Here is a 19,984-nt window from a genome sequence, read left to right as displayed (position 1 = left end):
TGGGAAACCATGGCGGTTTTTATTTGAGTTCAGATATCTCTGGATGTCGAAAGACAAAAAATGTCCATGAAAGATATCCTTGAGAAACTCTCTCGATTCCTGGGAAAGGACGGAAGTGCAGTCAGGTAAGTAAAGTATTCTACATTATGTACTTAATTATTTATTGCTGATGAATGTCCGGCGCGTCTATCTCATCATTTTACTGTTGGAACGGCAGGAAATCACCCAGCATGACGGGAATCAGGCGTGCTGACAGGAGGATGCCATCATCTGTATATTCCAGGGTCTCAATTCGTCCTGACTGGCGGGTACGGGAAACAAGGTCATGCCGGTCGGCGGGAATCAGGAAGGATCGGAGGGGGCAGGAGGCATAGGCGGCTTTTGCCATGGCTTCAAGAAGGGCGTTCAATCCCTGACGTTTTTTGATGGATGTTTCCACCAGGTCGGGAATCATGTCACGCAGCTTTGCAACGGCGAAATCCTCGAAAGGAACATCCATCTTGTTAAGCATGGTCACCGTTGGCTTCCCGTCTGCGCCCATGTTATGGAGAACATCCAGCGTCGCCTGGTAGCAGGAAAGCATGTCGGGATGGGAAGCGTCACAGACAATGACCAGGAAGTCAGCGTCGGTGGCCTCCTCCAGAGTGGAGCGGAAAGCATCGACAAGATGGTGAGGCAGGTCACTGACAAAACCTACGGTATCTGAGAGAAGCACCTCACCGCTTTCCGGAAGACGAATGCGTCGGGTCGTCGGATCCAACGTGGCGAACAGCTTGTCCTCCACCAGGATGTCCGCGCCGGAAAGAGCCTTGAGCAAGGATGACTTGCCGCTGTTAGTATACCCGACGATTGCCCCCACGGGGATTTCCCCGGACTTGCGCTGTGTCCTTTGCCGCTCTCTCCTTGTCCTGACAGCCGTGAGTTCCGTCTTCAAACAGGCAATTCGGTCAGAAATTCTGCGCCGGTCAAGCTCCAGCTGCGCCTCGCCTCCGCCGCGCGTGCCCTTGACGCCTCCCTGTTGCCGTGACAGATCTTCGCGGGAGCCTGTCAGCCGGGGCAACACGTAATGAAGCCGTGCCAGTTCGACCTGGAGGACTGCTTCCTTGGTCGATGCCCTCTGGCCGAAGATGGTGATGATAATGCCCTGCCTGTCATGGATGGGGAGCCCAATGATATCTTCAAGATTCCTCTGGGCGCGGGGAGGGATGTCCCTGTCAAAGACAATGGCATCCGCTGCATGATATTCTGCCAGTTCCTTAATCTCAAGAGCCTGTCCGCTGCCGATCAGGGTCGCCGCCCGCCCGGTACGGAGAGGCAGGATGCGTGCGCCGAGGGGTTCCATCCCGGCGGTTCTGACCAGACTGTCCAGCTCCTGTAGCCGCAGTTGTGCGCGAGGGACGGATTCATCCGGTGTACGGAGACCTACCAGGAATACAGAAAGAGAGTCTTCTTCAGTATCATGAAGACGGGAGTCGTGAGAAGGGAAAAAATCTTGGTCATCGAGTCGTTTCTTCGTACAGGGCATCCTTTGCCCAGGGTTGTTTCCCCGCATGCTAGTATATGATATACTGCCGTCCAAGAGAAAAGCAAGTGGTTGTTTCTCATCCGCATCCCGCTTTTCCATTGCATCCAACGTGAATCCAAGAGGTACGCCATGGCATTGAATTGTGGTATCGTCGGACTTCCCAATGTCGGCAAGTCAACTATTTTCTCCGCCGTCACATCAGCTCCCGCGGAAGCCGCGAATTATCCGTTCTGTACGATAAAGCCCAATGTCGGCATCGTCACAGTGCCGGACGCCCGTTTGGACAAGATTGTGGAATTGATTCCTCCCAAGAAAGTCGTGCCCGCTGTGGTCGAGTTTGTCGATATCGCCGGACTGGTCGCGGGAGCTTCCAAAGGAGAAGGGCTGGGCAACCAGTTCCTTGCCTCAATCAGAGAGGTAGGCATCCTTGCGCATGTGGTGCGTTGTTTTGAAGATCCGGATATCATCCACGTCAACAATAAGATTGATCCTGCCGGAGACATTGAGACAATCAACATTGAGCTTGCTCTTGCGGATCTGGAAACCGTGGAGAAACGGCTTGCCAAGCAGATGAAGCTGGTACGGACAAACAAGGACGCGGCGCGGGAAGTTCCTCTCCTTGAGAAGCTGAAAGCCGAGCTTGCCGAAGGCCATCCGGCGCGCGGCCTGATTCTTGAAGATGAAGATAAAGATGTCGTCAGGGACTTTCATCTCATCACCATGAAACCTGTCATCTATGTCTGCAATGTCGATGAAAACTCTATTTCCGAGGACAATGAGTTTGTGAAGGTCGTGAGGAAGATTGCCTCCGCCGACCGTTCCCAGGTCGTTGTAATCAGTGGGAAGCTGGAGAGCGAGATATCCGCCATGGAGAGCGCCGAAGACCGCAAGGAGTTCCTTGAGGCCTCCGGACTGGAAGAATCCGGCCTGAACCAGTTGATACGTACAGCGTACAAGACCCTTGGCCTGCGCACCTTCTTCACGGCAGGGAGCGACGAAGACAGGGCTTGGACGATTCGTCAGGGGGATACCGCGCCAAAGGCTGCGGGCGTCATCCACACTGATTTTGAAAGAGGCTTCATCAGGGCAGAGGTATACAACTGCAACACACTCTTTGAAATGGGCAGTGAAGCCAAAGTCAAGGAAGCGGGGAAGCTACGGGTTGAAGGAAAGGAATATGTCGTGCAAGATGGTGACATCATGCATTTCCGGTTCAATGTCTAGGTGAAAACTGGAAGATTGTCTGAAAGACTAGAAACTGTCGGGAAGACTACCACGTGACGGAGAATGTGAGCGGGGAGTGCAACAGAAGGAAATCAATGAGGGGAAAGCTGAATTCGCATACGGAAGATGAGATGATTCTGACCCCTTGGGAAGATACGATAGGCGCCGGCGTGGTGAAGCGCAGCGAGATGCGGGAGTCGGTTATTGCTTTCGGTCCGTCTTCTCCCAGGATATAGCCGATCATCTCAAGATATTCGTCCGCGCTCATGTCCTGGTTGTACAAAGGCCCGTAGACTTCAAAGCCCGGATCAGTCAAGAAGGGGATGATGCGCGAAAGCTCGTCATAGGTGTCAAGGGATATGTCCAGTGCCAGGGTCGTCCTGTTTCCCGTCGCGTTCAGGGAAAGGACACGGCCTTCCTGGTTTCCAGCCAACGCATTGAACAGTGCATTGAAATCCTGGAACGTGAAGTCGATGACATATGAGTTCCGGCCTGTTTTCCGCGTGTTTATTCCCAGTGCCTTCTGGCTGTTCACAAGGCCGGTGACGAAGTCCCGCACGATTACGTCCAGGATGGAATCATCGGAAGGCTCGGCGGTGAACGTTGAGAAATCTTCCAGCACATCAATGAAGAAAGGATAAGCGTCTAGCGTGGCGGAAGACGAACCGCCGCGTGATGATGAAAGAGTCATGCTTTCGGCCAGGACGCAACCAGAAAGAAAGAAGGTGAGCAGAATCAGGGGAATGGCCAACCTGTGCGTCGTGTATCTCATGGCAAACTCCTCGCATCCGTAAATGACAGATTCAAAATACCAGTATCGGAGGCAATTGGCAACCGGGATTGACGGCGATGGCGTTAACCATAGCTCCAACCATGGCGTTAACCATGGCGCAATCATGGGGAAGCGATGCTTGCCCGATGCTTGCCGGAATACTCCTTTTATTCATATGATATGTTTTGGTCAAAGATTGACAAAATTTACTGAGGCTTTTATAACAACATCGAGCTGAGCGAACTTTCAGCCTTTGGAGTGTGTGAATGGATTCCCAGAAAAATGAGAAAGTACTGATCATCGTCGAATCTCCGACAAAAGCCAGGACCATCAAGAAATTCCTGCCGGGCAATTATACCGTGGTGGCGAGCAATGGACATGTCAGGGATCTGCCGTCCGATCGGCTGGGAATAGATGTGAAGAAGGGCTTCAAGGCTGAATATGAGGTGGTTTCGGGCAAGGGTACACTGATTAAGACGTTAAAGGCTGATTTAAAGTCTGTAGACCGTCTCCTGCTTGCCACTGACGAGGATCGTGAAGGCGAGAGTATTTCCTGGCATCTGCTTGAGTTGCTCAAACCATCCATACCTTATCAGCGGATGGTGTTCCATGAAATCACGAAAAGGGCAATCCTGAATTCCCTGGATACCGGACGGAAGCTGGACATGTATCTGGTTCATGCCCAGGAAGCCCGGCGCAAGCTGGACCGTTTGTTCGGTTTCGAACTATCGCCTGTCCTCTGGAAGAAACTTTCCAACAAGAAGTTGTCCGCCGGACGGGTTCAGTCTCCTGGTTTGCGCCTGATTGTCGAGAGGGAAAGGGAACGCATCCAGTTCGTCTCCAGCACGTATTGGGATGCAAAGGCGACCTTGTACTCCGCGTCTCCGGCTTTCACCGCCAAGCTGGAAGCCCTTGAGGGCAGGCGAGTGGCGGGCAGCAAGGACTTTAATCCTACCACCGGAGCGTTCCTCAAGGAAGGGAAGGCTGACGCTCCAATCCTTCTTGACGCTGACACTGCCCGCGATGTGACTGAAAAACTCCGTTCCGCGGAATGGACGGTGGCCGAAGTGGTGGAGAAGCCGGTGACCAGCCGACCTGCGCCTCCTTTCATTACCAGTACGCTCCAGCAGGAAGGCAACCGCAAACTTCATCTCAGCGCAAAGCAGACCATGACGATTGCCCAGAAACTCTATGAAAACGGGTTCATCACCTACATGCGTACTGACTCCCCGTCCTTGAGCCAGGACGGTATTGAGGCTGCCCGTAAGAGCGTAGATGAGCTGTATGGCAATGCTTTTCTTTCCGATGCTCCCCGCCAGTATGCGGCCAAGAGTGCTTCCGCCCAGGAAGCCCACGAAGCCATACGTCCTGCGGGAGATGTTTTCATCAAGCCTGATGAATCAGGACTCCACGGCAAGGACAAGGCACTGTACGAGATGATTTGGAAACGGACGCTGGCCAGCCAGATGGCCGAAGCCCGTAAAAGCTTGACCTCCGTGCGGATTAATGCGCAGGCAGACGGGGTATCCGCCCGTTTTGTCGCTACGGGGACACAGATACTGTTCCCCGGCTTTATCCGCGTCTATGTGGAGGGCAGCGATGACCCGGAAGCCGCGCTTGAAGACAAGGAGAGTTTCCTGCCGGTATTGAAGGAAGGGCAGAAGCTCGATTTGGAAACCCTTGAGGCAGTATCTCATGAAACCAAGGCTCCTGCCCGGTTCACGGAAGCCTCTTTGGTTCAACAGCTGGAAAAGATGGGGATTGGACGCCCGTCAACGTATGCGACCATCATTGACAAGCTGTTCGACAGATCCTATGTGCAAAAGGACGGTTCCGCGCTGGTTCCGACCTTCGTAGGTTTCAGCGTGGTACAGTTGCTTGAGAAGCATTTTGACCGATATGTGGATTACAGCTTCACCAGCGGGATGGAAGAAGACCTTGACGGCATTGCCGCGGGCAAGATTGATGAAATTGACTTCCTTACCCGTTTTGCCAGTGGCCCGCAAGGGCTTGAAGCCATAGTCGCTGAGAAAATGCAGGAAATTGTTGCGCCTGATGCCAAGAAGATTGATTTGCCCCAGCTCACCGGAGAGCCGGACATCTTCATCGGTCCTTACGGGCCGTACATTATCTCACAGTCTGATGACAATGGAAATGTCTATGTGTCCCTTCCCCGTGCGTGGATACCAGCAGATGTGACCAAGGAGATGCTTGAGGAGCTGTTGGAGAAGGATTGGAAAATCCGTAAGGATGGCAACGACGGCGGTATAGGGACGGATCCTCGGACTGGCAAGACAGTGTTCCTCATTTCTGGCCGCAATGGGGATTTCTGGCAGCTGGGAGAGAGAGTCGAAGGTTCCAAGGAAAGGCCGCGGACATCTTCCGTCCCAAAAGGAGAGGATGGACAGTCCTTGGAGACAGCTCTCCGCTATCTGGCACTTCCCCGTGAACTGGGCAGTGATCCTGCGACCTCCGTGCCGGTTTCCGCCGGTATCGGCAAGTTCGGCCCGTATGTGACCAGAGGAGGAGAGTTCCGTTCCTTGAGGGGAGGCGAGACCAGTGTGTTCACTGTGACGCTGGAGGAAGCTCTGGCACTTCTTGCCCAGCCGAAGTCCGCAGGCCGACGCGCCGGTTCAGGTCGGGGCGGAAAGATTGGAGGCGCGGACAAGACACTGGTTCTTTCCTTTGGAGATTACAAAGGAGAAGCTCTGGCCATCCATGTCGGACGGTACGGATACTACTTGAAGCATGGCAAGAAGAATTATCAGTTGCCTGAAGCATCCATGAAGAAGGATGAGGCGGCGGCCAAGACCTTGACGGAGGACCAGGCGCGTGCCATTGTGGATACGAAAGCGTGAAATGTTTGTGTATCTGACGTTGTATCTGAATGGAAGCATGGCGGACAACATGAGTATGGCTGTACTCAGCCGCATGGAGAGGGAATGAAGCCGGAGGCTTGGTTTCCAGTGATGAGTGATGAATGAAATTGATGAATGAATCCGCTGGAGACGCATGTATATCGTTCCCGGCGTGATGGGAGGAGTATATGGACACACGTCCAGCAAAACGTCCTGGCAACCAAGCCAGACGGACTCCCGGTCGTTCTTCTGTTCGTACTTCCCAGGATGTGATTGCTTTGCTCGCGAAGGAATTTTCCATATCTGCCAATGATGTGATGAAGACCTTCCGGGGCTGTGGCATCTCTCCTGAACAGGATGTGCAGGAAGCGCTGCTTCCTTTGTACCGAGAGATTTTTTCCTGCCGGTTGGGGCGTTTCACCGTATACGCTTCGACCGACAAAGCCAAGGCGGAACTGCTTGACAGCCAACTGCGTGGCTTTGATGAGATATTCGTGGATACCGCACCAATCATCCATGAGGACTTGTTCCTCCGGTTCGTGGCGGATGCCTATCCCATGCTCAGACGGCGCAAGAAAAGACTTGTCATCCTGGAAAAGACGATGGAAGAGCTTCACGGGCTCAAGGACAACCCCGCCAAGGACCGCGAGGTGAGAATCAGGGCTCTGGTGCGTCCTGAACTTATACGGCATCTTGCCCGCATGGGAGTCGTCCGGATACAGGATACAGGTTCGACAGGGATTGCCGACGATCATCTTGTTTCTCTGTTTTCAGCGAAACGCGCCCACGAATCTTTGCTCTTGATTACACAGGACAGAGGGTTGAGTGAACGTATCGTCCAGCTTGCCGAGATGCCTCTTGATGAAAAAGATCAGTCACCTGTCCAGAAACTCAGTTTTTTCGCCCGGCTCATTGGTCGGACGGCGGATGCTTCACTGGAACGGAAAATGGAGGTCTGCAAGTTTGACGGAGAGGGTGCGTTGTTGAGATGTTATGTCTGTCCGGATTGCGGTGAAAGCTATTATGATACGCCGGACGAAGGCAGCGGCATGGTAATCTGCCAGGTCTGTTATGAGAAAAGAAAAACTACTGGACAGATTGAGACGAATACCGCTCCCGTGCCTGGGTCAATGGATGTCCGCACGCCTGCGCCTATTTCCGCGCCATCCTCTACTGCTGCCGCTCCGGTTCTTCCAATGCTCGCGGCTAGTTCTCCGGCTGTCACCATGAACCCGAAGGACAAGGAGGTCGTGATGGATGAACCGGCGGCAAAGCACAAGCACGTCGATGCTACAGCCGTGCGGATTCGGACTATATCCGATGTACTGAAAAGCCGTCGCCGCCATCGCTTTCGCATAGTTGCTGTTGTAGCGGGCATTGCGGCCATGGGTGTTCTTGGCATGATTCTGATTCTGTAAGAGCTGTAAGCCCTGCAAGTTCCGCACGCAAGGATGCTACGGAGAAAAGCGAAAAAAACGATGGGGATGTCGCAAGCTGACTTTGCAACATCCCCTGTTCCTTATGGCTTATCCCTGATTCTTCGGGTTTCAGATTTTCTGCTTTTCCAGTACCGTGCGCGTGACAGGAGAGGACTCTTGGGAATAGTAATCGCGGAACTTAATTGACCATAATTTTGTTTCACGCGCTTCGGCGAATTTTTCCATCGTCCCGTCATATTCCTCAATGAAGCGGTAGTCAAATTCCTTCCATGCGTTACGATGGACGACTGTGTCTTTGGGCAGGCGTGGCTTGACACGCATTTCCACCGCAGGCTTCCCTATGCTCAAGCCAAGGAGTGGCAGTGTGTATTCCGGCATGTTGAACATTGTGATGATTTTGTCCCCGACACTCCTGATGCTGCCGACAATGACACTTCCCAGTCCAAGGCTCTCGACAGCAACTACGGCGTTTTCCACGGCAAGGGCTGTGTCTATCGTTGAAATGAGAAGTGGTTCCGGTTTTCCGACAGGGACGAACTCAGTACCGTAATGTTCGCAGACGCGATGCATCCTCCGCAAGTCAGCGACGAACAGCAGGAACACGGATGAAGCAATGATGTGTTTGGCGTTTGAAGGAATGAGTTCCGCAAGTCTCTGTTTCTTTTCGGAATCATCGACGACAATGATGCTATAGTGCTGTCCGTTCATCGATGATGGTGCTTGGCATGTTGCGTCAAGGATGGACTGTAGCTGCTCGTCACTCACGGTGAATGAAGGGTCAAAGTCTCTGAAAGTGCGATGCGCCTTGAGTTGTCGTATGATTGGATTCATGGATTTCCTCCGTGTCGTATCATATGTGTCATGTATACAGTACGGATGCACGGCAGGAAATGCAAGAGAGAGGGTATGATGTCCCGGATGCGATTCGAACGCATGACCTGCTGCTTAGGAGGCAGCCGCTCTATCCTGCTGAGCTACCGGAACTTCACGATAAAAAGCCTCGTCAATCTAACATAATTCGCTCGTTGTGTAAACATCGGTACCTTTACGCTGCCACGCTACGCTGCCATGCAAAAATACATCGCATTCTTGCGGCTCATAAAAGGATGTACTATAACTGGACTATGGACAGAAAAATATACGACACCATAAAAGAAAGATTGCTCGAAGTAGAGAAAGAACATAAAGTAAAAATACTCTATGCTGTAGAATCTGGCTCAAGGTCATGGGGCATTGAATCCACGAACAGTGATTATGATGTACGTTTCATATATGTTCATGACAAGAATTGGTATCTCAATATTCTTCCCAAAAAAGATGTCATTGAATACCCGATTGTTGATGAATTTGATTATGCTGGATGGGATTTGCGTAAAACATTATTTCTGGCGAATAAATCGAATCCGGTGCTTTTCGAGTGGCTTAAATCCCCGATAATTTATTATAAAGACAATTATTTTTATGATGTCATGGAACAATTATCACAAGAGTATTTTTCACCCATATCATCGGTTTACCATTATTTACACATGGCACGTGGAAATTACCGGCAATTTTTGCAGACGGATAAAGTAAAGATTAAAAAGTACTTTTACGTACTACGACCACTTATGGCATGTATGTGGATAGAAAAATATAAAGAATCGCCTCCGGTGGAATTTGAGAAATTATTAACCCAAATAACCGAAAAAGAATTATTGGATGAGATAACAGATTTACTAAAAAAGAAAAAATCAGGAATAGAATTAGGATTGGAACCCAGACGGGACAGAATCAATGATTTTATAGAAAAAATACTTCAGCATTTTGAAGATGTTGCAAGCTCATTTGACCCGAAGAAAAAACCAAAGCAAAAAATATTGGAAGAAGGATTCATAGGAATATTGGATTATATGGAAAAACAGCGGGATATTGGATAGAAGCACTTATTTGGCACAACTTTTCATGTGAAAGAAGTTCTTTACCGAGAGTAAAGGAAGCGCATTGACGAGCGAAGGGTGCGCAGGTTTCTTTTTTTTGATGCATCCGTATTGAATAATTATACCAATATGTGTATATACTCCCATAATATGCCAGCGCCTGAAGTGGGGAGAAGAACAGGTTACGTTGCTTCGTGGCTGCGCGTAAAATACCTAGGGAGGGTATCCATATGAAGAAAAAGATCCTTTTGATGCTTGTGCTTGCATTGGTTGGTTCGCTTGCAGTCTTTGCCGGAGGTTCCAAGGAAAGTGCCGGTAGTGCCGCTGCTACGATTGGATTCATCGGACCTCTGACCGGTGACAATGCAAACTACGGTATCCTGACAAGCCAGGCCGCCCGCCTTGCCGTCGAACAGTTCAATGCCAAAGGAGGCATTGCAGGCACTCCCGTCACCTTGCGCCTTGAAGATTCCGAAGGAAACGCGGAGAAAGCTCTTGCGGCCATCGAGAAACTTTCCGGCACCGACAAGATTGTGGCGCTTGCGGGTCCTGTGTTCACTGGCGAGTCCTTCGCCGTAGGGGAACGCGTGCAGAATGAAGGTATCGCGATGATCAGCCCTTCCGCCACACATAAGGACATCACCGCTATTGGTAATTATGTCTTCCGTACAGTAGTCTCCGATGGACTTCAGGGTGAAGTCGCCGGAAATTATTTCTACGAAGTACTCGGCTACCGCAACATCGCCGTCCTCTATGCAAAGAACGACTATAGCCAAGGGCTGTATGAAGGCATGAGCGCCAGCTTTGTAGCCAGAGGCGGGAAGATTGTCATTGCCGAGACCCTGATGGTCGGCGACAAGGACTTCAAGACCCAGCTGACAAAGATTCGCGCGGCGAACCCGGAAGCTATCTACATCCCCAACTATACCGCTGAGATGGCTCAAATCCTTGAGCAGGCGAATCAGCTTGGCATTACCGTGCCGTTCCTTTCCTGTGACGGTTTTTCAGATCCCGCAATCTATGATTTGGCCGGGAACTTTACCCACGGCGTTATCTACTTGGGACCTGCCAAGGTTGCGCAGAACGAAGTGTATGATAAATTCCTTGCTGATTACCAGGCAAAATGGGGAGTCGGGCCTGATTCCTTCGCAACCAACATGTTCGATGGAACCAACATCATTTTGAACGCCTTGAAGTCCGTCCATGCGGCTACCGGAGGTTTCGACAGGGCTAAAGTCCGTGATGCTATCGCCGCCACCAAGGATTATATCGGAGCAAACGGCGTCATCAACTTCGCGGAGAACGGAGACTTGGTCGCCTACCAGGGAGTCTACAAGGTCAATGGCAAGACTCCTGAATATCTTGGCACCTACACCGTTGAGAACGGAAAGTTGATCAAGCTCGACTAAGCGGCTATTTTACGCAACGAGGTCGGACAAGTCCAATGACATCCTTCTTATCGGGGGATGTCATTGTGTATTTTGGACGTGTTCTTAGTTGAAACAGCCATCCATAACAGGGTAGACTGTCCGGGTTCTTCTGCTCATGTAACCCTGACCTTCCGGTCACATCCGGTCAGCATGGGTTGTATGTCCAGAATGAGGTTTTTCATAGGCGAAGTCCTATGTTTTCATATGAAAAAGCCTGTATCCTGCGTTCCATGGGTTCTTTCCCTGAAATGACGGGAAATGAGAGCAGGTGACAGCAAGGAGTGTCAGAACATGGGGTCCGTTTCTGAAGTATTCCAACATTTGATGAACGGCCTGACGCTGGGTGGTATTTATGCGCTCATCGCTCTGGGATATACCATGGTGTACGGCATCCTGAAATTCATCAATTTCGCTCATGGGGATGTTCTTATGGCGGGAGCCTACATCGGACTGTTTATCTTTGATTTCCTCCGTGGTGATTCTCCTCTGGGCGCATGGACGGTCGCGGCTTTCTTCATTGCCATGGTTCTCAGCATGGGACTCACCTCTTTGCTGGGGATGGTCATTGAAAGAACCGCTTACAAGCCCTTGCGCAAGGCGACCCGCCTGGCTCCGTTGCTTAGCGCAATCGGGGTATCCTTCATCCTGTCCAACACCGCAGCATGGATGTTCGGTACACAGTCCCGCAAGTACAACTATCCTTTTGATAACACATCAATACATCTTGGAGGGGTGGTGATTACCCCCCACCAGATACTGATTCTGGGGGTTTCGCTCGTCATGATGCTTGCTTTGAAGCTGTTCGTTGACAAGACACGCATGGGCAAGGCGATGAGGGCGACCAGCCTTGACCAAGAGACGGCCCAGTTGATGGGCATTAACGTCAATCATATCATCAGCATGACGTTTGCCATTGGTTCGGCACTGGCCGCTGTCGGTGGCATCCTGATAGCCCTTGACTTCAAAGTCTACGCCTCAATGGGCATGATGACAGGGCTTAAGGCTTTCGTTGCGGCGGTTGTCGGTGGCATCGGCAATATTTCCGGCGCAATGCTCGGCGGTGTGCTGCTCGGCTTGCTTGAGACTTTCGGCGTCGCCGTCCTTGGCATCCCGCAGGGACTGAAGGACACCATCGCCTTCGGCGTGCTTATCATCATCCTCCTGGTTCGTCCGGAAGGTTTGCTGGGCAAGATGGAAAAGGAGAAAGTCTGATGCTCAATTTTTTCCTTCTTATCATGATTTATACGGGTATCTATGCTCTCATGGCGATGGGGCAGAACGTCATCACCGGTTATACCGGCATGCTTGCCCTATGCCAAGCAGGGTTCTTTGCCATTGGCAGCTACGCTACGGCCATCCTCTCGACTACGGCTGGCTGGTCATTTTGGGCGACGCTTCCTGTTGCGGCGCTTCTCAGCGCGGTGTTCGGAGTGTTGATTGGACTGCCGACCTTGCGGCTCAAGGGCGATTATCTGGCAATTGCCACCCTGGGTTTCGGGGAAATCGTCCGCAATATCCTGAACAACTGGGACTCTCTGACCCGTGGTCCCATGGGAATACAGAGGATTCCCATGGCTTCCATTTTCAGTTTTGTGATCAACCCCTATCAGAAATGGGCTTTCCTGGCCATGGTCTGGATTTTCGTCCTCATTGCTTATCTGTTCTTCCGTCGGCTTGCCCGTTCCCGTCCGGGACGTGCCCTGGAGGCAATCAGGGAGGATGAGATAGCCGCGAGTTCAATGGGCATAAACACGACGGCCTACAAAGTGAGCGCGTTCGCCATTGGCGCGGCCGCCGCGGGAATCGCGGGGAGCTTACAGGCAGTATATTCGCTTTCGGTCAATCCTGGCTCATATACCTTCATGGTGTCGGTGCTGGTACTTTGCATGGTCGTCCTTGGCGGCATGGGCAACTTCGCCGCATCCATCCTTGGTGCTTTCATCCTGCAACTCATATCCTATCTGCCCCAGCTTGTCGGTCTTTCCTCGGTGATTCCACCCCAGTTCAAGCAGATACTTTTCGGTCTGATTCTGGTCGTCATGATGATTTGGCGTCCCCAGGGACTTCTTGGTCGTCGCGTCAATCTCTATGGGAACGATGATTCTTTTCAGGGAAAAGGATCCGGTTTGACTAATGTTATTCCATTCCGTAGTGGAAAAGCCAAGGGAGGTGCTGTATGAGCCTTCTGGAAACCCAAGGACTGACGCGGCGGTATGGCGGTGTCCTGGCTGTATCCGGTGTAGATTTTTCCGCCGAGCAGGGACTGATAACCGGACTTATCGGGCCGAACGGAGCTGGCAAGACGACGTTGTTCAATAACATGACCGGACTTGATACCCCGACAAGCGGCAAGGTATTTTTTGAAGGAAGGGATATCACCGGCATGGCGGCTCATCTGATATGTCGGATGGGAATTGCCCGCACATTCCAGAATATCAGGTTGTTCAAGGGGATGACAGTCCTTGAGAACGTGATGCTCGGTCGGCATTTTAAAGTCGGTTCCCCTACACGGAAAGGGCGCATCGCGGCTGCCGTGATGAGTTTTGTCAATGCTCCTCAGGAGAATGTAGTCAGCAGTTCCGCCGCATTGGAGTGGCTCGATTTCTTCGAGATGGCCGATTTCCGTAATGATTTGGCCGGAAGCCTGCCTTATGGATATCAGAGGGAACTGGAAATTGCCCGTGCTTTGGCGACTGAGCCTCGCCTTTTGTTCCTGGATGAACCAGCTGCCGGCATGAATCCACAGGAGACAGAGAAACTGATGGAAACCATCGCTCGTATCCGAGGGCGGGGAATCAGCATTGTCCTGATTGAACATGACATGAAGCTGGTGATGAACATTTGCGACACCATCACCGTACTGAACTATGGGCAGAAGATTGCCGATGGTACGCCTGCTGAAATCAAGATGAATCCTGCGGTCATCGAGGCATATCTGGGCAAGGAGGAAAACGACGATGAGTGAACTCCTCTCCATTGACGGAATCACCGTATCATATGGCAGCATAACCGCCTTGCGTGATGTGAGCATGCATGTCAACGAAGGCGAGATTGTCTCTCTGATTGGAGCGAACGGAGCTGGAAAAAGTACATTGCTCAAGGCCATCGTCGGGCAGGTTCCTCTATCGTCCGGTTCCGTGAAGTACAAGGGAGATGCAATCTGCGTGTCCAAAGGAGAGACTCATAGTCATTCGCTCCGGACTGACCAGATTGCCCGTAGTGGCATAGCCTTGGTGCCGGAAGGACGACGGGTCTTTGCCGACCTGACGGTCGAGGAAAACCTTGACATGGGAGCCTTCATGGTCAGGGATGATGCCCTGATAGCGCGAAAGAAGCAGGAAATGTATGATTTCTTTCCCATCCTGGGCGCCCGGCGCAGACAGAAGACACGTTCCCTGTCAGGTGGCGAACAGCAGATGATGGCCATAGCCCGTGCGCTGATGAGCTCCCCCCATCTTCTTTTGCTGGACGAACCCGGTCTTGGCCTTGCTCCCCTCATCATCCAGGACATCTTTCATAAGATTAGGCTGATTAACAGGGAAGATAAGGTTACGGTGTTCCTGGTGGAGCAGAACGCACGCATGGCTTTGAAGGCTTCGGACAACGGATATGTGATGGAAAACGGCAGAATCGTGTTGTCTGACAGCGGGGCTGCGCTCCTGACCAATCCTCAGGTTCGCGCGGCTTATCTGGGGGAATGAAACATCTGGCATCTTACCGGTCTATGAGGTAAACTTGTATCAGATGAATGCTATATCTACATGGGAGGCTGAATATGCTTATTGAGCTGAGGATGACCCGGAATCCTGTGACTGCGACTCCAGATATGTCTGTCATCGAGGCGTCCGGCCTGATGAAGAAAGAGAAGGTTCATAGACTTCCCGTCTTGGACAAGAACAAGAAGCTGGTCGGTATCATCACTGAAAAAGACATCCTGTATGCGTCCCCCTCTCCGGTGAGCAGCCTGTCCATCCACGAGATGGCGTATCTGCTGTCCGAGATGAAAGTCAAGAAACTGATGAGCCGCAATGTGGTCACTATCTCCAAGGATACGACAGTGGAGGAGGCCGCGCGGTTGATGGTTGACCAGGATTTGTCCAGTCTTCCCGTGGTTGAGAATGACAGGCTTGTCGGCATCATCTCCAAGTCCGATCTTTTCAAGATATTGCTTGAGCTTTTCGGCGCTCGCCACTTTGGTGTGCGTGTTTCTTTCCTGGTGGAGGACAAGCCAGGCACTATTGCCAATATCGCCCGTATCATCGCTGAGTCGGATGGGGACATCATTGCTTTCGGCACATTCATGGGAACTGATCCGACGAATGCCGTCTGCACAATCAAGGTGCAGGGTATCTCCGAGGACAAAGTAGTTGAGCTGATTAAACCTTTCGTCCTCCAGATTACCGATGTCAGGGAGGTATGAGGGTGAGCTCTCATTCCTCGGAGAAGGATGGGGAGCCTGATACCCCGGATGGGGAAACTTACACTCCTTTTTCCGGACTTGACCGTTCAAAGACTTCTCGGTGTCAGGATGCCCCTTTGGTAAAAGAAACGCCGTCAGTTTCCAGGGGTTCCGCAGGTGTGCGGAAAAACCAAGTCATGGCGAATACAGCGGAATCACAGCTTCCCCGCCAAGTTTCCCGTCAGGTTTCCCCTCCAAAGGGTCAATCCATTGTCGGCGGCTATAATCCCGCTGATAGCTTTGCCGATATCTTTAAGGCATGGGAAAAGACCGGCGACCCTTACAACTCCTCCATTCAGCGCAAGCAGCGGGGAAAAAAGGAAAATCAGAAGAAACCGACTGTTGTCACGGAAAGGGAAACAACTCCTTCACGTAATTTCGGAGACATCCTGGATTCATGGGAAAGGAAAGCCGGTTCTATCCAGGGTTCTCCTGCCTTTGCCGAAAAACACCGGGATGCACAGGAAAAAGTGGGAAAAACAGAAAAACACCGAGGCATCCAACCCCAGGGCATCACCCGTTCCCAGCTCCGCAAGATGCCACCCCAGGCTGTTCTGGATCTGCATGGTGACACTGCGGAACTGGCGGCGGCTCGTGTACGTTCTTTTCTGTTTGATGCCCGACAGAAAGGCTTGCTGAAAGTAGGTGTCATCCATGGCAAGGGTCTGCATGCCGCTGATGGGGAAGGAGTACTCCACACCGTGGTGATGGATGAGATACGGCGTTCACGCATGGTCAGCGAGGCGTCAGTCCCTCCTGCGCGTCATGGGGGCAGCGGAGTCCTCTGGATTATCATGAAGAACTGATTGGGATGATGAAGCCCGCTTTGAAATCGGGGACTTGAAATCTGAGACTTGTCCCTGTCATCCTTGGAAACAAGAAGTGAAAAACATATACAGACAAGGAGCGTGGCATGAAGAAGAAAATTGCAATTTATGGAGCAGGCTCTCTGGGAACCATCCTTGGAGCATATCTGGCCAAAGCTGGCTTGGATGTCGTCCTTATCAACCACAACAAAGCGCATGTCGATGAACTGCGGAAGAACGGTGCCAGGATTATCGGGACGGTAAACTTCTCCGTGCCTGTACAGGCATGTACGCCACAGGAGATGTCCGAAGGATATGATGTGGTATTCCTGATGACCAAACAATTGGACAATGCCCGTGTCGTAGCGACCATCAAGCCGTTCCTGTCTCCGGAAGGGATTATCTGCACCATGCAGAACGGGCTGCCTGAGTTGAGCGTTTCCGAAGTAGTAGGAGAGGACAGAACCTTGGGGTGCGCCGTCGGGTGGGGAGCGACCCTCCATGGTCCAGGAGTTTCGGAACTTACCTCGGAACCGGACCGGCTGGTATTCAGTCTGGGATGCATGGATGGCAGGACGGATGATTCTGCCATCAGGGATGTGAAAGCCATCCTGGAGAACATGGGGCCTGTTGAAGTCGATGCGAATTTCATGGGAGCCAGATGGTCAAAGTTGTTAGTCAATGCAGCGTTCAGCGGTATGAGTGCGGTCACCGGACTGACTTTCGGCGGGGTGGCAGACGACAAGAAAGCTCGCGCCTGCGCCCAGAACCTGATGAAGGAAACGATAGATGTCGCCCATGCCCAGGGAGTGAAGATAGAGCCTATCCAGGGAACCGATGTGGTGAAGATATTCAACTACCGGGGCTGGTTCAAAAAAAAGATTTCCTTCCTGCTGTTCCCTCTGGCAATAAAGAAACACCGTAGCCTGAAAGCAAGCATGCTCCAGGACTTGGAGAAGGGAAAGAAATGCGAGGTGGACGCCATCAATGGTGTAGTATGCGCCTATGGGAGAAAAGCATCCGTACCCACGCCATACAATGACACGGTCGTTTCACTGCTTCATGCCATTGAGGACGGAAGTGCGAAAATTGGTCTTCAGAATCTCAGTAAGTTTCCTTCCCACAACTGAAGGGCAGCATGGTCAGGTAACGAAAATCCCTCTGGTTGGAGGCTGGTAAACGATGGATACTTTGGCATCCTCTCGTGTCTCTTAATGAGAAAATGAGCTATACGGGCGTACTGGGGTGAGTCGTAATGCTGTCAGAATCCGTATTCTGTCGGAAATGTCCTTCATGACAATAGGGACGCTCGTATACGTCGTACCCAAGGTTTACAATCAGGCGGGAGAACATATGCTCAAGTTTCAGATGCACCGTCGAGGTATTGTTCTGTACACCGTCGGTGCGTCTCCACAGGAAGTCAGCCTTTCCGGTATCCTGTTCCCCGGAACCAAGGGGATAGACATTTATGGGGTCTTTAGCGTTCGCGGTAGATGATGCGGCCTCGCGTGAGGTCATAGGGGGACAGGGCTACCCTGACGGTATCTCCCGGTACTATGCGGATATAATGCTTGCGCATCTTTCCCGACAAATGCGCCAGGATGACATGCTGATTCTGTAGTTCGACGCGAAACATAGTATTGGGCAGGGCTTCACGCACGATTCCCTCGACTTCAATTGCTTCTTCTTTGGCCACGATTCCTCCGTGTGAATACATAAATGCTCCCCGATTATAGACATAAGATTTTTTGCTGTCAATGTATGTTCCTGACCATATTTTCTCCGTGATGTTGCGCCCGCCGCACGTTGACATTCCCATGTCATGTCGGCAAGATGGGACATACCCCCTCAGGCTTTTTCCTGACGTAAAACGGAACCAGGAGCAGGTTCTGGAGCAGGAAAATGGAACAGGGGAATCACGAGGCAAAGGAGTGACGACGATGGCTGTAGGAAAAGCTTTACAGGCGTATCTGGACAAACGCGGAACCGGGGAAATTGAAGAATCCATGATTGCTTATGTCGCGGCATTGGACATGGCCGCCCAGGTATCGCCGAAGATTGCCGGGGACATCGTCAATGAACTGGCCGACCAAAGGTCGCATCTGAAACTCATAGCCAGTGAAAATTTCAGCAGCCTGACCACCCAGCTTTCCATGGGGAACCTGCTCACCGACAAATACAGTGAAGGCTTCCCATACCATCGTTTCTATGCGGGATGTGATAACGTCGATAGCATCGAATCCTACGCAGTGGAGAAAGCCAAGGAACTTTTCGGCGCGGAACATGCCTATGTCCAGCCTCACAGCGGAGCAGACGCCAATCTCTGTGCTTTCTGGGCAATCCTGAACCAGCGGGTAGAACTACCAGCCTATGAAGAATGGGGAGAATCCAATCCTGCCAATCTTGGAAGGGAGAAATGGGAAGAACTGCGGGCGCGTTTCGGCAGCCAGAAGCTGCTTGGGCTGGATTATTACAGCGGCGGACACCTGACCCATGGCTACAGGCAGAACGTTTCCGCCCGTATGTTCGATGCGTATTCCTACGCTGTCAACCCGGCTACCGGCCTCTTGGACTACGACGCCATCGAGCGGCAGGCCATGGATATCAAGCCACTGATACTCCTTGCAGGCTACAGTGCCTATCCCCGTTTGATTAATTTCCGCCGGATGGGGGAGATTGCCCGCAAGGTCGGCGCGGTGTTCATGGTGGACATGGCACATTTCGCGGGTTTGGTCGCAGGCAAGGTGCTGACCGGAGACTATGACCCTGTTCCCTGGGCGGATATCGTCACGACTACCACGCACAAAACCCTGCGAGGACCGCGAGGCGGCTTGATTCTTTGCAAGAAAGAATTTTCCGAATCCGTAGATAAAGGCTGTCCGCTTGTCCTGGGAGGACCGCTTCCCCATGTGATGGCAGCCAAAGGCATTGCCTTGACCGAGGCACTGTCCCCTGATTTCCGCTCTTATGCCGCAAAAATCGTTGAGAACTCCGCCGCCCTTGCCGCCGCATGCATAGCGGAAGGCATACCGGTGGCGACTGGAGGAACTGACAATCACCTGATGCTGCTTGACGTGCGTCCCTTCGGCTTGAACGGTCGGCAGGCGGAAACCCAGCTCAGGGACTGCGGCATCACCTTGAACCGGAACGCCCTGCCTTTTGATCCTAACGGTCCATGGTATACCAGCGGATTGCGTATCGGGACTCCTGCTGTCACTACCTTGGGAATGGGCGTGCCGGAGATGAAGAAGATTGCCTCCATCATCGCCTCCGTCCTCAAGGCAAGCCATCCCCTTGTTTTGACCAAGGGAGCCAATGCAGGAACTACATCCAAGGCTAAGGCGGAGACAGATCCCACGGTCATTGTCCGCGCACGGGAAGATGTCCAGACCCTGCTTGATGCCCACCCGCTTTATCCGGAACTGGATTTGTCTTTCCTGCGGAAATTTTTCCCCTACGTTAGTTGATTGACACTCCTGCTTGAGCGAGCCGATGGTATAAGATACATGGTGTAAGATAAGTAGCGTAGGATACGATGCGACAGAGAAAGGG

Annotated in this window: 19 protein-coding genes and 1 tRNA gene; 13 read left to right on the top strand and 7 right to left on the bottom strand. The window is 52.0% G+C overall.

Features of this window, described 5'->3' with window-relative positions:
• Positions 1-199: 199 nt before the first annotated feature.
• Positions 200-1,624, bottom strand: coding sequence for a GTPase HflX (gene hflX / locus SPICO_RS05640; protein WP_013739715.1), 1,425 nt, complete (start codon positions 1,622-1,624; stop codon positions 200-202).
• Between the two features lie 30 nt (positions 1,625-1,654).
• Between hflX and ychF the strand changes: the two genes are divergently transcribed.
• Positions 1,655-2,749, top strand: a complete 1,095-nt coding sequence (ychF, locus tag SPICO_RS05635) for a redox-regulated ATPase YchF (protein ID WP_013739714.1) — start codon at positions 1,655-1,657, stop codon at positions 2,747-2,749.
• A 46-nt stretch (positions 2,750-2,795) separates the two neighbouring features.
• Here the strand turns inward: ychF and SPICO_RS05630 are convergent, their stop codons facing one another.
• Positions 2,796-3,521: a hypothetical protein gene (locus SPICO_RS05630; protein WP_013739713.1), complete on the bottom strand. Its 726-nt coding sequence runs from the start codon at positions 3,519-3,521 to the stop codon at positions 2,796-2,798.
• 31 nt (positions 3,522-3,552) lie between these two features.
• Positions 3,553-3,696, bottom strand: a complete 144-nt coding sequence (locus SPICO_RS10385) for a hypothetical protein (RefSeq protein WP_169310060.1) — start codon at positions 3,694-3,696, stop codon at positions 3,553-3,555.
• A gap of 91 nt (positions 3,697-3,787) precedes the next feature.
• On the opposite strand from SPICO_RS10385, the gene topA reads away from it, so the two are divergent.
• Both topA and SPICO_RS09790 read left to right on the top strand, forming a co-directional pair.
• The gene (topA, locus tag SPICO_RS05625) at positions 3,788-6,379 is read left to right on the top strand and encodes a type I DNA topoisomerase (RefSeq protein WP_013739712.1); all 2,592 of its coding nucleotides are present in this window, start codon (positions 3,788-3,790) and stop codon (positions 6,377-6,379) included.
• Positions 6,380-6,567: 188 nt separating this feature from the next.
• Complete coding sequence (locus SPICO_RS09790) at positions 6,568-7,797, top strand: PIN domain-containing protein (protein ID WP_013739711.1); 1,230 nt, start codon at positions 6,568-6,570, stop codon at positions 7,795-7,797.
• Between the two features lie 129 nt (positions 7,798-7,926).
• On the opposite strand, the gene SPICO_RS05615 is transcribed toward SPICO_RS09790, so the two are convergent.
• Both SPICO_RS05615 and SPICO_RS05610 read right to left on the bottom strand, forming a co-directional pair.
• Positions 7,927-8,649, bottom strand: a complete 723-nt coding sequence (locus SPICO_RS05615; RefSeq protein ID WP_013739710.1) for a nitroreductase family protein — start codon at positions 8,647-8,649, stop codon at positions 7,927-7,929.
• Positions 8,650-8,728: 79 nt separating this feature from the next.
• Positions 8,729-8,802: transfer RNA gene (locus SPICO_RS05610), tRNA-Arg, on the bottom strand.
• Positions 8,803-8,942: 140 nt separating this feature from the next.
• On the opposite strand from SPICO_RS05610, the gene SPICO_RS05605 reads away from it, so the two are divergent.
• The 9 genes from SPICO_RS05605 (at position 8,943) to SPICO_RS05565 (ending at position 17,562) form a co-directional block, all read left to right on the top strand.
• Positions 8,943-9,737 carry a nucleotidyltransferase domain-containing protein gene (locus SPICO_RS05605; protein WP_041395097.1) on the top strand — a complete coding sequence of 265 codons (795 nt, stop codon included), beginning with the start codon at positions 8,943-8,945 and terminating at the stop codon, positions 9,735-9,737.
• Between the two features lie 230 nt (positions 9,738-9,967).
• Positions 9,968-11,146, top strand: coding sequence for an ABC transporter substrate-binding protein (locus tag SPICO_RS05600; protein WP_013739708.1), 1,179 nt, complete (start codon positions 9,968-9,970; stop codon positions 11,144-11,146).
• A 312-nt stretch (positions 11,147-11,458) separates the two neighbouring features.
• A complete protein-coding gene (locus tag SPICO_RS05595) occupies positions 11,459-12,379 on the top strand; it encodes a branched-chain amino acid ABC transporter permease (RefSeq protein WP_013739707.1) in 921 nt (306 codons plus the stop codon).
• Entirely contained in the window at positions 12,379-13,347 is a 969-nt protein-coding gene (locus SPICO_RS05590; RefSeq protein ID WP_013739706.1) for a branched-chain amino acid ABC transporter permease, read from the top strand. The genes SPICO_RS05595 and SPICO_RS05590 overlap by 1 nt, the downstream gene beginning before the upstream one ends.
• Positions 13,344-14,132, top strand: a complete 789-nt coding sequence (locus SPICO_RS05585) for an ABC transporter ATP-binding protein (protein WP_013739705.1) — start codon at positions 13,344-13,346, stop codon at positions 14,130-14,132. The genes SPICO_RS05590 and SPICO_RS05585 overlap by 4 nt, the downstream gene beginning before the upstream one ends.
• Complete coding sequence (locus SPICO_RS05580; protein ID WP_013739704.1) at positions 14,125-14,868, top strand: ABC transporter ATP-binding protein; 744 nt, start codon at positions 14,125-14,127, stop codon at positions 14,866-14,868. Before SPICO_RS05585 ends, SPICO_RS05580 begins: the two co-directional genes overlap by 8 nt.
• A gap of 74 nt (positions 14,869-14,942) precedes the next feature.
• Entirely contained in the window at positions 14,943-15,587 is a 645-nt protein-coding gene (locus tag SPICO_RS05575) for a CBS domain-containing protein (RefSeq protein WP_013739703.1), read from the top strand.
• 2 nt (positions 15,588-15,589) lie between these two features.
• Entirely contained in the window at positions 15,590-16,432 is an 843-nt protein-coding gene (locus SPICO_RS09785) for a Smr/MutS family protein (RefSeq protein WP_013739702.1), read from the top strand.
• Positions 16,433-16,539: 107 nt separating this feature from the next.
• On the top strand, positions 16,540-17,562 hold the full coding sequence (locus SPICO_RS05565; protein ID WP_013739701.1) for a ketopantoate reductase family protein: 1,023 nt from the start codon (positions 16,540-16,542) through the stop codon (positions 17,560-17,562).
• 97 nt (positions 17,563-17,659) lie between these two features.
• Here the strand turns inward: SPICO_RS05565 and SPICO_RS05560 are convergent, their stop codons facing one another.
• Complete coding sequence (locus tag SPICO_RS05560) at positions 17,660-17,950, bottom strand: fimbrillin family protein (protein ID WP_013739700.1); 291 nt, start codon at positions 17,948-17,950, stop codon at positions 17,660-17,662.
• Positions 17,910-18,131: a translation initiation factor IF-1 gene (gene infA / locus SPICO_RS05555; protein ID WP_174260345.1), complete on the bottom strand. Its 222-nt coding sequence runs from the start codon at positions 18,129-18,131 to the stop codon at positions 17,910-17,912. The genes SPICO_RS05560 and infA overlap by 41 nt, the downstream gene beginning before the upstream one ends.
• 241 nt (positions 18,132-18,372) lie before the next feature.
• On the opposite strand from infA, the gene SPICO_RS05550 reads away from it, so the two are divergent.
• Entirely contained in the window at positions 18,373-19,899 is a 1,527-nt protein-coding gene (locus SPICO_RS05550) for a glycine hydroxymethyltransferase (RefSeq protein WP_013739698.1), read from the top strand.
• The last annotated feature ends 85 nt before the right edge of the window (positions 19,900-19,984 follow it).

The sequence above is a fragment of the Parasphaerochaeta coccoides DSM 17374 genome (assembly GCF_000208385.1).
GTDB classification, from domain to species: domain Bacteria; phylum Spirochaetota; class Spirochaetia; order Sphaerochaetales; family Sphaerochaetaceae; genus Parasphaerochaeta; species Parasphaerochaeta coccoides.
Note: the sequence above shows the minus strand (reverse complement) of the source record. Positions and strands in the feature narration are given on the sequence as shown.